Annotated in this window: 13 protein-coding genes; 11 read left to right on the top strand and 2 right to left on the bottom strand. The window is 72.1% G+C overall.

Annotation, left to right across the window (positions count from 1 at the left end; genetic code table 11):
• Positions 1–28 precede the first annotated feature (28 nt).
• The 7 genes from ACWED2_RS08310 to ACWED2_RS08280 all read left to right on the top strand — a co-directional run bounded on the left by ACWED2_RS08310 (position 29) and on the right by ACWED2_RS08280 (position 5,349).
• Positions 29–406, top strand: a complete 378-nt coding sequence (locus ACWED2_RS08310) for a MerR family transcriptional regulator (protein WP_449689760.1) — start codon at positions 29–31, stop codon at positions 404–406.
• A gap of 313 nt (positions 407–719) precedes the next feature.
• Positions 720–2,078 carry a sensor histidine kinase gene (locus tag ACWED2_RS08305; protein WP_449689759.1) on the top strand — a complete coding sequence of 453 codons (1,359 nt, stop codon included), beginning with the start codon at positions 720–722 and terminating at the stop codon, positions 2,076–2,078.
• On the top strand, positions 2,075–2,488 hold the full coding sequence (locus ACWED2_RS08300) for a roadblock/LC7 domain-containing protein (RefSeq protein WP_449689758.1): 414 nt from the start codon (positions 2,075–2,077) through the stop codon (positions 2,486–2,488). Before ACWED2_RS08305 ends, ACWED2_RS08300 begins: the two co-directional genes overlap by 4 nt.
• 1 nt (position 2,489) lies before the next feature.
• The gene (locus tag ACWED2_RS08295) at positions 2,490–2,849 is read left to right on the top strand and encodes a DUF742 domain-containing protein (RefSeq protein ID WP_449689757.1); all 360 of its coding nucleotides are present in this window, start codon (positions 2,490–2,492) and stop codon (positions 2,847–2,849) included.
• 52 nt (positions 2,850–2,901) lie between these two features.
• Positions 2,902–3,435 carry a GTP-binding protein gene (locus ACWED2_RS08290; RefSeq protein WP_449689866.1) on the top strand — a complete coding sequence of 178 codons (534 nt, stop codon included), beginning with the start codon at positions 2,902–2,904 and terminating at the stop codon, positions 3,433–3,435.
• Positions 3,432–4,640 carry a cytochrome P450 gene (locus ACWED2_RS08285; protein WP_449689756.1) on the top strand — a complete coding sequence of 403 codons (1,209 nt, stop codon included), beginning with the start codon at positions 3,432–3,434 and terminating at the stop codon, positions 4,638–4,640. Before ACWED2_RS08290 ends, ACWED2_RS08285 begins: the two co-directional genes overlap by 4 nt.
• A gap of 46 nt (positions 4,641–4,686) precedes the next feature.
• The gene (locus tag ACWED2_RS08280) at positions 4,687–5,349 is read left to right on the top strand and encodes a peptidoglycan recognition protein family protein (RefSeq protein ID WP_449689755.1); all 663 of its coding nucleotides are present in this window, start codon (positions 4,687–4,689) and stop codon (positions 5,347–5,349) included.
• Here ACWED2_RS08280 and ACWED2_RS08275 read toward each other — a convergent pair.
• On the bottom strand, positions 5,341–6,699 hold the full coding sequence (locus tag ACWED2_RS08275) for a glutamine synthetase (protein WP_449689754.1): 1,359 nt from the start codon (positions 6,697–6,699) through the stop codon (positions 5,341–5,343). The two genes, ACWED2_RS08280 and ACWED2_RS08275, sit on opposite strands and share 9 nt — an antisense overlap.
• A gap of 55 nt (positions 6,700–6,754) precedes the next feature.
• Here ACWED2_RS08275 and ACWED2_RS08270 point away from each other — a divergent pair, with 55 nt between their 5' ends.
• From ACWED2_RS08270 to lgt, 4 genes are read left to right on the top strand one after another with little or no spacing between them, the layout of a single operon-like run.
• Positions 6,755–8,182: an APC family permease gene (locus ACWED2_RS08270; protein WP_449689753.1), complete on the top strand. Its 1,428-nt coding sequence runs from the start codon at positions 6,755–6,757 to the stop codon at positions 8,180–8,182.
• Positions 8,179–9,303 carry an amidohydrolase family protein gene (locus ACWED2_RS08265; RefSeq protein WP_449689752.1) on the top strand — a complete coding sequence of 375 codons (1,125 nt, stop codon included), beginning with the start codon at positions 8,179–8,181 and terminating at the stop codon, positions 9,301–9,303. Before ACWED2_RS08270 ends, ACWED2_RS08265 begins: the two co-directional genes overlap by 4 nt.
• Positions 9,300–10,469, top strand: a complete 1,170-nt coding sequence (locus tag ACWED2_RS08260) for a M20 metallopeptidase family protein (RefSeq protein ID WP_449689751.1) — start codon at positions 9,300–9,302, stop codon at positions 10,467–10,469. The genes ACWED2_RS08265 and ACWED2_RS08260 overlap by 4 nt, the downstream gene beginning before the upstream one ends.
• A gap of 18 nt (positions 10,470–10,487) precedes the next feature.
• Entirely contained in the window at positions 10,488–11,552 is a 1,065-nt protein-coding gene (gene lgt / locus ACWED2_RS08255) for a prolipoprotein diacylglyceryl transferase (RefSeq protein WP_449689750.1), read from the top strand.
• A 208-nt stretch (positions 11,553–11,760) separates the two neighbouring features.
• On the opposite strand, the gene ACWED2_RS08250 is transcribed toward lgt, so the two are convergent.
• Positions 11,761–12,549: an SDR family oxidoreductase gene (locus tag ACWED2_RS08250; RefSeq protein ID WP_449689749.1), complete on the bottom strand. Its 789-nt coding sequence runs from the start codon at positions 12,547–12,549 to the stop codon at positions 11,761–11,763.
• Positions 12,550–12,825 lie beyond the last annotated feature (276 nt).

The following is a 12,825-nucleotide window of genomic DNA, read 5'->3' as shown; positions in this document are numbered from 1 at the left end:
GTGCGCTCCAGGTGTCAGGCTGGGTCCCGTGACCACCTACACCCCGGCTCAGGTGACCGAAAAGACCGGCTTCACGATCGACACGCTGCGGTATTACGAGCGCATCGGCTTGTTGCACGAAGTCGGCCGCACGGCCGGCGGCCGGCGTTCTTTCACCGAGCAGGACGTGGAGTTCCTCCAATTGCTGCGGTGCCTGCGCTACACGGGCATGCCGGTGGCGGAGATGCTGCGGTTCGTGGAACTGCTGCGCTCCGGTGAGGCCACCCGCGAGGAGCGGGTCGACCTGCTGCGGGAGCACGAAGCCCGGGTGGCCGCGCAGATCGCGCGGCTGGAGGAACACCGGGAACACGTGCGGTTCAAGATCCGGCTGTACAGCGGCGCGCCGGAGATGGTCACCGCGGGCTGAATCCCCGTCCCGCGATTACGCCGAATGCCAATTTCTCGCCGGTTTCCCCGGCATACGGGCCAATTCGTTGGGAATTGACTTCCCGGAAACGTCTCCGACTGGGAAAGAATGCGCCGTCGAAGATTGACTCTTACGGACGGGAAAGATCGGCGCTAAGGTCTTGCTCGCCGCTCCACGGCAGTTCGCCGGCCATCTCTTCAGTGCCTGCCGCGCAAACCGGGGCGCGGTTCCCGTGCACTGCCCGATGTCGGGTTTCGCTGCGTGGCGAGCACCTCAAGTCCCTGTCGCCGACCGCCCCACGAGGACCTGATCGATGTCAGTGCAGTTACCCGCCCACGATCGGGCCGCGCGCCTGCCGGTGGGTCGAGCTTCCTTCGTCCTGGCGGTCGCGGTCGTCCTCACCGGCGGGGCCTGGTGGTGGGTGACGGCCGCCGTGTCCGCGGCGGACCGGACGGTCGTGGCCTGGTCCGGCGCGGTGGCCGCGGTGGTGGTGTGCGCGGCCGTCACGGGCCTCGCGTACTGCGCGCAGGCGGCGCGCCACTTCCGGGCCCGGACCGCGGTACTGGACGCGGAGGTCGCCCGGCTCGCCGACGACACGCTGCCCGCGGTGGTCCGGCGGGTGCGCGACGGAGCGTCGGCGGACACCGCGCTCGCCGAGGTGCCGGATTCCGTCGGCGGCGCGCACCGGCGGCTGCTCGAGACGGTCGCGCAGGAGATCGGCCGGGGCGAGCGCATGCGCGCGGCGACGATGGCGGCCTGCGCCAACGCCGCCGGCCGCGTCCAGGCGCTGGCCACCAGCATGCTGGCCGACCTGCGCGAGATGGAAGGCAAGTACGACGAAAACGTCCTCGGCGACCTGCTCGAACTGGACCACAGCACCGCGCAGGCGGGCCGCCTGGCGGACAGCATCGCCGTCCTGACCGGCGCGCGTTCCGGCCGCCGCTGGACCAAGCCGATCGTGATGGAAAGCATCCTGCGCGGGGCGATGGGGCGCATCAGCGCCTACCAGCGGGTGCGGACGCACTCGACCAGCACCGTCGCGGTCGCCGGGTACGCCGCCGAAGGCGTCATGCACGCACTGGCCGAACTGATGGACAACGCCACCAGCTTCTCCCCGCCGTCGGAGGACGTGCACGTGTACGTGGAGGAGGTGCACGCGGGGGTGGTGGTCACGATCGAGGACAGCGGCCTCGTCATGAGCCCCGCCGCGCTGGAGCGGGCCGTGCGGGCGGTCTCCGCCGAGCCGCTGGACCTGACCACGCTGTCCGGGACCCGGCTCGGGCTGGCGGTGGTGGGGTGCCTGGCGCGCAAACACGGGTTGACCGTGCACTTCCGGCCGTCCGCGCGGGGCGGCACCGGCGTCGTGGTGATGATCCCGCGTTCCTTGATCACCCAGCCCGAACCGGACGCGCCGCCGGTCACGCCGAGCCCGGCGCAGGAGCGCACCCCGCCCGCCAAGACACCCGCCCCCGCCGAGTCCACAGTGGAGAGTGAGCTGTCCGGGCTGCCGCAGCGGCGTCGTGGGCAGACGCTGGCGGCCGCGCCCAGGCCGGTGCCGCCGCCGGTGGCGAGTCCCGCACCGGTCCGGGCCGACGCCGGCGCGAAGTTCAGCGCGTTCCACGCGGCCGGCCGGGGAACCCGCCCTTCTGCTCCCTCGGAGGACCGCCGATGAACACCACCGATCACGATCTCGACTGGCTGCTGGAGAACCTCGTCGGCAAGACACCGGGCACGCGGCACGCCCTGGTGCTGTCCAAGGACGGCCTCAAGCTCTGCCACACCCGCGGGCTCACGATCGACCAGGCCGACCAGCTGGCCGCCATCGCCTCCGGCATCCAGAGCCTGGCGTACGGCACGTCCATCGAATTCGGCGACGGCACCGGCGGCGTCCGCCAGTCCATGACGGAGTTCCACGGCGGGATGCTGTTCATCGTGGAAGCCGGCGCCGGCGCCCACCTCGCCGTGATCGCCGCCGACGACGCGGACGTGGGCCTCATCGGCCACAACATGAACGAGCTCGTCGAGCAGCTCGGCGAGTACCTGACCGCGCCACCCCGGCCCCAGCACACCGCGGCCGGATGAGATGAGCCGGGAGAACCTCCACCGGGAGGACCCGGACCGGTTGTACACGGTCACCGGCGGGCGCAGCCGCGCGAACGAAAGCGCGCTGGACCTGGTGACGCTGATCGTGAGCGAAGGCGATCCGGTCCCGGGCATGCAGTCCGAGCACGTCAAGATCCTGCACCTGTGCCGGCACCCGACGGCGATGGTGGAAGTCGCCTCGGTGCTGGGCCTGCCGGTGAGCGTCGTGAAGATCCTGCTGTGCGACCTGCTCGACACCGGCCGGGTGACCGCCCGCCACCCGTCCTCGGCTCCGGTCGACACCGAGCTGCCCGATCTCGAAACCCTGAAGCAGGTGCTTGTTGGACTCAAGAAGCTCTGAGCAAGACGCCCGGACTCCGCTGCCGAGCACCGCCAGGGACGGGCTGAAGATCGTGGTCGTCGGCGGGTTCGGGGTCGGCAAGACGACCATGGTCCGTTCCGTCAGCGAAATCCGCCCGCTCAGCACGGAGGAAACCATGACGCAGGCGGGCGTCGGGATCGACGACGGCGCCTCGCACGGCAAGACCACCACCACGGTCGCGTTCGACTTCGGGCGGATCAGCCTGAACGAGCACATGGTGCTGTACCTGTTCGGCGCGCCGGGCCAGGAGCGGTTCTGGTTCCTCTGGGACCGCCTGTTCGCCGGCACCCTGGGCGCCGTCGTGCTGGTGGACACCGACCGGCTGGCCGACTCCTGGTACTCCATCGACCGCCTCGAACACCACCGGACGCCGTTCATCGTCGCACGCAACAACTTCGGCGAGCCGAAGCACTCCCTGGCCCAGGTGCGCCAGGCGCTCGACCTGTCCGCCGAGGTGCCGCTGATCGACTGCGACGCCCGCCGCCGCGACTCCAGCAAGACCGTTCTGCTCACGCTCGTCAACCACCTCTTCGCCCTGTCCTCCGCCCGGGAGACCGCTTCATGACCATTCCTCAGCCCGTCGTCGCCACGCCGTTGTCCGGGCCGCAGTTCCAGCAGAAGTCCGCGGATCTCTACGCGGAGATGCGACGCGCGCACGGGCCGGTGGCCCCGGTCGTGCTCGACGGGGACGTGCCGGCGTGGCTGGTGATCGGCTACCGCGAGCTGCAGCACGTCGTGAGCAACCCGGAGGCCTTCGGCCGCGACTCGAGGCGCTGGAACGCCTGGGACCGGGTCCCGCCCGACTGGCCGTTGCTCCCGCTGCTGGGTTACCAGCCGACGATGATGTTCGCCGAAGGCGCCGAGCACCGGCGCCGGTCCGAGGCGCTCGACGAAGCACTCGGCGCCGTCGACCAGTTCGACCTGGGTGCGCGGGCCCAGCAGGTGGCCGACGAGCTCATCGACGCCTTCGCCGGGAGCGGCGAGGCCGACCTGATCACCCAGTACGCCGATGGGGTGCCGCTGCCCGTCGTCGCCCGGATGATCGGCGTGGCGGAGGCGGAGACCGCCGGACTGGTCGCCGACGTCTACCGGACCCACGCCGCCGGCGAGGGTGCGAACGAGGCGTACGGGCGCGTCCGGGAGACGGTGCGGCTGATGGTCGAGTCCAAGCGACGCGAGCCCGGGCCCGACGTCACGTCGCGGTTGCTGGCCCACCCGGCCGCGCTCGCCGACGAGGAGATCACCGAGGACCTGCTCCACCTGATGAACGCCGGGCAGCTGCCGACCGCCTACTGGATCGGCAACACCCTGCGGCTGATGCTCACCGACGACCGCTTCGCGATGACGCTGTCCGGCGGCCGCCGGAGCGTCGGCCAAGCGCTCAACGAGGTGCTCTGGGAGGACACGCCCACCCAGAACTTCCCGGGCCGGTTCGCCGCCCACGACCTCCGGCTGGGCGGCCGGCAGATCCGCAAGGGCGACCTGCTCATCCTCGGGCTCGCCGCGGCCAACCAGGACCCGCTCGTCCGGCCGGTCCCGCAGGCATCGACCGGCAACCAGGCGTACATGTCGTTCAGCCACGGCGACCACCGGTGCCCGTACGCGGCCCAGGAGATCGCCAAGGTCATCGCCGAGGCCGCCATCGAAGTCCTGCTCGACCGGCTCCCCGACGTGGTGCTGGCGGTGCCGGCCGACGAGCTGGAGTGGCGGCCGTCGCCGCTGTTCCGTGGCCTGGCGGCGCTGCCGGTGAAGTTTTCCACGGCCTGGTGACGGCTTTTGTACGAAAGCTGTACGCCGCCGCGGGAGAGTGCGCGCCATGGACATCGCACACCTCCCGCGGCGCGGCTTCCTCCGCGGGGCCGCCGGCCTCGCCGTCGCCGGGGCCGCCGGCCTCGTCCTCCCCGGAGCGGCCCGGGCCGCGGGCACCGAGCCGCGGATCTACAGCTGCGCCGAGTGGGGTGCCCGGCCGCCCGCCGACGCGCTCACCACGCTCGACCACCCCGCGAACCGGATCCTCGTCCACCACATCGCCGGCGCCAACAGCACCGACTACTCCCTGGCCCACGCGTTCCAGGTCGCGCGCGACGACCAGCACGACCACATCGACAACAACCACTGGTCCGACACCGGCCAGCACTTCACCATCAGCCGCGGCGGGTACCGGCTCGAAGGGCGGCACGGCAGCCTCGACGCGCTGCGCGGGCGCACCACGATGATCCAGGGCGCGCATTGCCCCGGGCAGAACACCAACGCCATCGGCATCGAAAACGAAGGCCTGTACACCAGCGTCGAGCCGCCCGAGGCGCAGTTCGCCTCGCTCGTCGTCTTCTGCGCCCACATCTGCCGCCAGTACGGCATCCCGGTCGAGGAGATCAAGGGCCACCGCGACTTCTACAACACCGAATGCCCGGGCGACAAGCTCTACGCCAAGCTGCCGCAGCTGCGCAGCGAGGTCGCCAAGGCGCTCAGGTCAATGTAGGTACCGCAGCACGGCGCACAGCTCGTCCGGCGGCAGCGCGCCGAGCCGGTCGAGCTCGCCGCGGCGGACGTCCATCAGCGTGGTCGCCAGCTCCGGGCCGAACGCCGAGGTCAACGCACTGTCCGCTTCGAACGCCGTCACCGCTTCGGCCAGCGAAGCCGGCAGCCGCTCGGCGCCGGGAAGCGTTCCGGGGTCGACGTCGACCGGCTCCGGCAGGCTCTCCCGGGCCTCGACCCCGGCCAGGCCCGCGAAGATCAGCCCGGCCACCACCAGGTACGGGTTCGCCGTCAGGTCGAAGCACTTGACCTCGAAGTTCGCCGCCCGGTCGCGCTGCCCGGCCGGGCCCTGGACCAGCCGCAGCGGCGCTTCGCGGTTCTCCAGGCCCCACGCGCGGAACACCCCGGCCCAGTGGTGCGGTTCGAGCCGCAGGTAGCTGACCACCGAAGGCGCGCCGATCGCCAGCAGCGCCGGCAGCCGCGACAGGATCCCGGCGCCGAACGCCTCCGCCGTCTCCGTGAGCCCGAACCGCCGGTCGCCGCCGGCGCACAGGTTGCGGTCGCCGTCCCACAGGCTCAGGTGGACGTGGCCGCCGTTGCCGACGCCGTCCGGGGCGAACTTCGGCGTGAACGACGCCCGCAGCCCGTACTGCGCGCTGACCGTCCGGATCGTCTCGCGCGTCAGCACCGCGACGTCCGCCGCCCGCACCGGGTCGCCGGCGGCCACCGAGACCTCGAACTGCCCGGCCGCGTACTCCGGGTGGATCTGTTCCACCGCGATGCCCTGGGCGGTCAACGTGGCCACCAGTTTGCGCAGGTAGCCCGCCTGCGCCGAAAGCCGCGCGTAGCCGTAGGCCGGGCCCGCGGTGGCCGAGCGCGGGTCGTCCGGCGCGTCGGCCGCCGTGATCACCCACTCGATCTCGAAGGCCGTCCGCGCGTTGTAGCCCAGCTGCGCGAGCCGGGCCGTCGCGGTGGCGGCCAGTGCCCGCGCGTCCTGCGGGTGCGGCTCGCCTTCCTGGTCGTACCGCCACGCCGGCGCCCAGGCCCAGCCGGGCTGCGCGGCCAGGGGCACGAGTGCGTCGAGGTCCGGGTGCAGCCGCAGGTCGCCGACCGGGCCGCGGGAATGCGTGCCGCCCACGATGTCGTCGGTGGCCAGGAAGAAGTCGAACGAGTTCGACGCGCCGACGCCCCAGGCCGCCGCCGACCACAGCCGGTCGACCGGGACGGCCTTGACCCGCGCGATGCCGCTGTTGTCCACGAAGGTCAACGCGACCAGCTCCACGCCCGCGGCGCGCAGGGCGTCGGCCCGGAGTGCGCCTTGTTGCGCGAGTTCTGCCCGATCGAGCTGGCTCATCCTGCCCCCGTCGCTGTTCACTGGATCCGCTCACCTGACGAATGAGGTGAAGATCGTGTCAGACACCGTCGAAACCCGTCCAGGGCTGCGCCGAACCCTGTCCGTCTGGCAGGCCGTCGGCCTGTCCGTGGCGTTGATGGCTCCGAGCATGGCCGCCAACATCAACCCCCAGCAGACCGCCGCGGCCGCCGGGCGTGCCGTGCCGCTCGCCTTCCTGCTCTCCGCGGTCGGCGTCCTGCTGGTCGCGTACGGCTTCGTCAAGCTCTGCCAGTACTACCAGCACGCCGGTTCGGTGTACGCCTTCGTCGGCGCCACCCTCGGCCCGCGCGCGGGCGTCGTCTCCGGCATCGGTCTCCTCGGGACGTACACGTTCTACGCCGTCGTCACCAGCTCGGCGGCGGGGACACTGGGCACGGCTTTCCTGACCCAGACCGGGATCTGGCCGGATCCGCCGTCCTGGGGCCCGTTCGTGCTGACGGCCGTCGCGCTGATCGGCGCGTGGCTGCTGGCCGTGCTGCCCGCCCGTCGCGGCACGAGCACCCTGCTCGCCGTCGAGGGCGCGACGATCGCGGTGATCCTGCTGGTCACCGTGGTCATCCTGGTCCGGCTCCTGGCCGGGAACGCCCCCGGCGGCGCCCGGTTCTCGATGGCCGTCTTCGTCCCGGAAACCGGCCTGTCCGGGGTGTTCCTCGGCGCGGTGTTCGGCTTCCTCTCCTTCGCGGGGTTCGAAGCCGCCGCGACGCTCGGCGAGGAGACCCACGACCCGAAGCGCAACATCCCGCGCGCGATCCTCGGCACGGCGCTCTTCGGCGGCCTCTACTTCGTGGTGGTGACGGCCGTGGAGATGATGGCGTTCGGCAGCGACGCGTCGGCGTTCCACGACTCGCCGTCCCTGCTCGGCGACCTCGGCAGCCGGTATGCGGGCGCGTGGGTCGGCGACGTGATCAGCGTGGGCGCCGCGATCAGCGCGTTCGGTTGCTGCCTGGCCTGCGTCGTCGGCGGTTCGCGGCTGCTCTACGCCCTGGGCCGCGACGCGGGCGGCGGCCTCGGCCGGACGTCCTCGCGCGGCACGCCGGTGGCGGCGGTCAGCGTCGTGACCGCCGCGGCGGCGCTGATCATCGTGGTGTGCGCGGTCTTCTTCGGCGCGACGGCGGCGGACACGTTCGCCTGGTCCGGTTCGATCGGGACGCTGATCCTGCTGGTCATCTACCTGCTCACCACGATCGGCGCGATCCTGCTGCTGTTCGTGAAACGCCGGATGCGCGTGCCGGCCTGGCACCTCGTGTTCCCGGTCGGCGCGCTCGCCGTGCTCGGGTACACCGTGTACGTCAACGTGGTGCCGTACCCCACCGAAGGCCCGGCGCGCTGGTTCCCGGTGGTAGCCGCGGTGGTCCTGGTGCTCGCGGTGCTCGCCGTCCTGTCCGCGCCGCGCTTCGCTCGTAGGGTGGGGGAGAGGCTGACGAGTGTGGACGGAGGCGCATGAGGAGTTTGCTCCCGTTCGTCGCGGATCTGCCGCTGGTGGACCACCACTGCCACGGCGTGGTCACCCGGGACGTCTCCCGCGCGGGCTTCGAGGCGATGCTGACCGAGGCCGACTCGCCGTCGCCGCTGGGCACCAGCCTGTTCGACTCGCTGATCGGGCTGGCCGTGCGGGAACGCTGTGCGCCCGTGCTCGACCTGCCGAAGCACGTGCCCGCCGAGGCCTACCTGCAGCGCCGCGCCGAACTGGGCGCGGCCGAGGTGGCCCGGCGGTTCCTGCGGGCCACCGGCACGACCGACTTCCTCCTGGACGGTGGCTTCCTGCCGGACGCGCTGACCACGACCGCCGAGTTCGCCGAGCTGGCGGGCACGCGCGCGCACGACGTCGTCCGGCTGGAACAGGTCGCCGAGGCGGTGATCGGGGGCACCACCGCGGCCGGGTTCGCCGCGGCCTTCGCAGACGAGCTGGCGAACCGGGCCGCGACGGCCGCCGGGCTCAAGTCGATCGCGGCCTACCGCGTCGGGCTGGAGCTGGCGGGTTCGCCGCCGTCGCCGCCGGAGGTCGAGGCCGCGGCCGGGCGGTGGCTGGCCGCGGGCGGCGGCCGGCTGGCCGACGAGGTGCTGCACCGGCACCTCGTGTTCACCGGCCTCGAGCTGGGCCTGCCGGTGCAGTTCCACGTCGGCTACGGCGACTCCGACGTCGACCTGCACCGGTGCGACCCGCTGCTGCTCACCGGGCTGCTGCGGGCCACGCGCGGCCGCGGCGTGCCCATCCTGCTGCTGCACAACTACCCGTTCCACCGCAATGCGGCGTATCTGGCGCAGGTTTTCGAGCACGTGTTCGTCGACGCCGGGCTCATCACGCACAACGCGGGCTTCCGGGCGCCGGCCGTGCTGGCCGAGCTCCTGGAGATCGCGCCGTTCGGGAAGGTGCTCTTCTCCACCGACGCCTTCGGCCTGGCCGAGCTGTACCACCTGGGCACGGCCCTGTTCCGGCAGGGTTTGTCGGACTTCGTGCGGGCCGCGCTCGACGCGGACGCGATGTCCGAAAAGGACGCCGTCCGGCTGTGTGCTTTGGTGGGACACGAGAACGCGAAGAGGATCTACCGCTTGGAGCCCGTGTGAGTGATCTGTGGACCCGGTGGACGCAGGCGATCGCCGACGAACTGCCCGCCGCCGTCGAGCTCCGGCACGCCGTGCACGCCGACCCCCGCGGGTCCGGCGACGAGGAGGACACCGCCCGCCTGGTGGCCGGCGCGCTGGGCGCGGGCGAGGGCACCCGCGTCGCCAAGACCGGCCGGGCGATCCCGCTGCCGGGTGGGGACGGCCCGGCCGTCGCGCTGCGGGCCGAGCTCGACGCGCTGCCGGTGCTGGAGGGCACCGGCGTGCCGTGGGCGTCCGGGAACGAGTTCATGCACGCGTGCGGCCACGACGTCCACCTCGCCGCGCTGGTCGCCGTCTGCCGGGCCGCTGTCCGCGTCGGCGTGCCGCGGCCGATCCTGGCGCTGCTGCAGCCGCGGGAGGAGACGTCGCCGCCCGGCGCGGTCGACGTCGTCGAGTCCGGCGTGCTGGCCGAGCACGGCGTGGACGCGGTGATCGGCGCGCACGTCCAGCCGCGGATCGCGCACGGCGTCGTCTCGGCGGTGCCGGGCCCGGTGAACGCCTCCACCGACGAGTTCGAGGTCACCATGCACGGCCAGGGCGGCCACGCCGGCTACCCGCACCTGCTGCGCGACCCGATCCTGGCGCTGTCCCAGCTGGTGGTGAGCCTGCAGCAGCTCGCGTCCCGCCGGATCGACCCGGTGTTCGGGGCGGTCTGCTCGATCGGCCGCATCCAGGGTGGCGCGGCGGCCAACGTCGTCCCGAACAGCGCGAGCGCGTTCGGTTCGCTGCGCCTGATGCGCGCGAAGGACCGCGAGCGTGCCCTGAAGACACTGGCCGACATCGTGCACGGCACCGCGCGGGCGCACGGCTGCACGGCCGAGCTGGAGATCAGCCCGTGCGAGCCGGTGCTGGACAACGACGCTTCTCTGGCCGCGGGCGCCCAGCGGTGGCTGGCGCACGCCGGCTTCGCCGTGGACGACAAGTTCCGCTCGTTCGGCGCCGACGACTTCGCCCACTACTGCGGCGGCGGCACCCGCGGGCTCATGCTGTTCGTCGGCCTCGGCGACACGGCGGGTGTGCCGAGCCTGCACGACGAGCGGTTCCTGCCGCGTGACCAAGCCGTCACCCAGGTCGCGCACGCGCTGGTGGCGGGGTACCTGGCCGCCTTGGACGCCCCGGCGACCTAGCGCTACGGTGGCCGCGTGATGAGCGCCTACCTCGCGACGATCCCCAGCCCCGACCGCGGTGTCTGGCACCTGGGACCGATCCCGCTCCGCGCGTACGCCCTGTGCATCATCGCCGGCATCATCGTGGCGATCTGGTGGGGCGAGCGCCGCTGGATCGCCCGCGGCGGCACCAAGGGCACGGTGGTCGACATCGCGGTGTTCGCGGTGCCGTTCGGCCTGGTCGGCGGCCGGTTGTACCACGTGATCACCGACCCGGAGCTGTACTTCACCGAGGGCCGCAACCCGTGGAACGCGTTCGCGATCTGGGACGGCGGCCTGGGCATCTGGGGCGCGATCGCCCTCGGCGCGGTGGGCGCGCTCATCGCCTGCCGCCGCAAGGGCATCCCGCTGCCGGCGATGGCGGACGCGGTCGCGCCGGGCATCGTCGTCGCGCAGGCGATCGGCCGCATCGGCAACTACTTCAACCAGGAGCTGTACGGAGCGCACACGGACCTGCCGTGGGGGCTCGAGGTCTACCAGCGCTTCAACCCGGAGGACCCGGACAACCTGCTGAACGGCGTCGCGACGGGGCACATCCCGCTGCCGGAGAGCCCGGTCCACCCGACGTTCCTGTACGAGCTGATCTGGAACCTGCTGGTCGCGGCGCTGGTGGTGTGGGCGGACCGCAAGTTCAAGCTCGGGCACGGGCGGGCGTTCGCACTGTACGTGGCCGGGTACACGGTGGGCCGCGGCTGGATCGAGATGATGCGGACCGACACGGCCAACCACATCCTCGGGCTGCGGGTGAACGTGTGGACGTCGATCCTGCTGTTTCTCGGGGCGGCGGCGTACTTCGTGGTGGCCGCGAAGCGGGGGCCGCGGGAGGCGCCGGAGACCCTGGTGAGCAAGGACGCCGTGGTGGACGCCCCGGGGCCGGACGAGGTCCCGGTGGCCGCGGGGGAGGCCGGCTCCGCAGCCGCCGAGGAGCCGGAGGCTGCCGCCGACGAGCCGGAGCACGCGAAGGTGGCGGCCGAGGCCTCGAGCCCGGAGAAGCCCGCGGAGGAGACTCCTGCCGAGGAGCCGAAGAAGACCGACGAAAGCTGAACGCTTTCCGAAGGCCGCTGCCGGGCGCCGGTAGCGGCCTTCGGCGTGTGCGGGGTTGGGGCGTGTGCGGGGTTTTGGGCGCCGCCCCCCGGTTTCCACGCTACCGGGAGACACCGACAGTTTCGGGCCGTCCCCAGCGCCCCGATGTGGCCTTCGGTGCGTCAGACGCAACCAAGGCCGCGTCGGGGCGCTTGAGGCGGGCGCCGGGTCAGTCCAGGTCGGGCAGGCCCAGCTCCAGGTTCGGCGTCTGCAGCCCGCCGTCGACCTCGAGGATCTTGCCCGTGATGTACCCGCCCGCCCGGGACGCCAGGAACACCACCGTCGCCGCGATGTGGTCGGCTTCGCCGATCTTCCGCAACGGCGTCGCGGACTCCATCTTCTCCTTCAGCTCCGGGTTGCCCACCACGATCTCCAGGGCCGACGTCGCCACCGAGCCCACCGAGATCGCGTTCACCCGCACCTTCGGGGCGAGGTCCGCCGCCGCCAGGCGGGTGTAGTGCGCCAGTGCCGCCTTCGCCGTTCCGTATGCCGCGAAGCCGCGGCCGGCCACGCGGCCCATCACCGACGAGATGTTGACCACCGAGCCGTCCGTCTTCAGCAGCGCGGGGGCCGCCGCCACCGTCAGGGCGTGGGCCGTCGCCACGTTGAAGCGGAACGCCTCCTCCATGAAGTCCACCGTCGACTCCAGCAACGGGCGCGGGTAGGTGCCGCCGACGTTGTTGACCACCAGGTCGAGGCGGCCGAACTCGGCCACCGCCGTCTCGGCCAGTGCGGCCGCCGCGTCCGGTGAGGACAGGTCCACCGGCACGGCGTGCGCGCGCCGTCCTGCCGCCGCGACCCGGGCGGCGACCTCGTCGAGCTGTGCGGCAGTGCGGGACGCGATGACCACGTCGGCGCCCGCTTCGGCGAGGGCCACCGCGGTGGCCGCGCCGATTCCGCGTCCGGCGCCGGTGACCACCGCGACCTGGTCGGTGAGCTTGAACCGATCGAGGATCATGCGGCGAAATGTAACACGTTCTAGTGACCGGGGACACAGTGCTCCGATCACGTCACGTTAGACTTGACGGGAGTTTCCGGGCCGTATACTTAGCGGAACGAACTACCGGAAGCTCATCAGGAACTACGTCGTTCCACGCAGCCAGATCGTTACCGTCCGACGCCGTCCGGGGCGCTCCGAAGTGCTGCTGCCATGTTTCCCAGGTGTTAAAGTCGCGCTAACGAAGCGGGCCATCGTCGTCCCGTGCGCTCCCCCGGCCGGTAGCCCGGCCCCGCA

This window comes from Amycolatopsis sp. NPDC005003 (assembly GCF_053600695.1).
Note: the sequence above shows the minus strand (reverse complement) of the source record. Positions and strands in the feature narration are given on the sequence as shown.

Coding starts and splice junctions, on each gene's coding strand:
- ACWED2_RS08300 (WP_449689758.1), top strand. CDS start 2,075: ATGAACACCACCGATCACGATCTCGACTGGCTGCTGGAGAACCTCGTC.
- ACWED2_RS08265 (WP_449689752.1), top strand. CDS start 8,179: ATGAGGAGTTTGCTCCCGTTCGTCGCGGATCTGCCGCTGGTGGACCAC.
- ACWED2_RS08305 (WP_449689759.1), top strand. CDS start 720: ATGTCAGTGCAGTTACCCGCCCACGATCGGGCCGCGCGCCTGCCGGTG.
- ACWED2_RS08280 (WP_449689755.1), top strand. CDS start 4,687: ATGGACATCGCACACCTCCCGCGGCGCGGCTTCCTCCGCGGGGCCGCC.
- lgt (WP_449689750.1), top strand. CDS start 10,488: ATGAGCGCCTACCTCGCGACGATCCCCAGCCCCGACCGCGGTGTCTGG.
- ACWED2_RS08250 (WP_449689749.1), bottom strand. CDS start 12,549: ATGATCCTCGATCGGTTCAAGCTCACCGACCAGGTCGCGGTGGTCACC.
- ACWED2_RS08275 (WP_449689754.1), bottom strand. CDS start 6,699: ATGAGCCAGCTCGATCGGGCAGAACTCGCGCAACAAGGCGCACTCCGG.
- ACWED2_RS08285 (WP_449689756.1), top strand. CDS start 3,432: ATGACCATTCCTCAGCCCGTCGTCGCCACGCCGTTGTCCGGGCCGCAG.
- ACWED2_RS08295 (WP_449689757.1), top strand. CDS start 2,490: ATGAGCCGGGAGAACCTCCACCGGGAGGACCCGGACCGGTTGTACACG.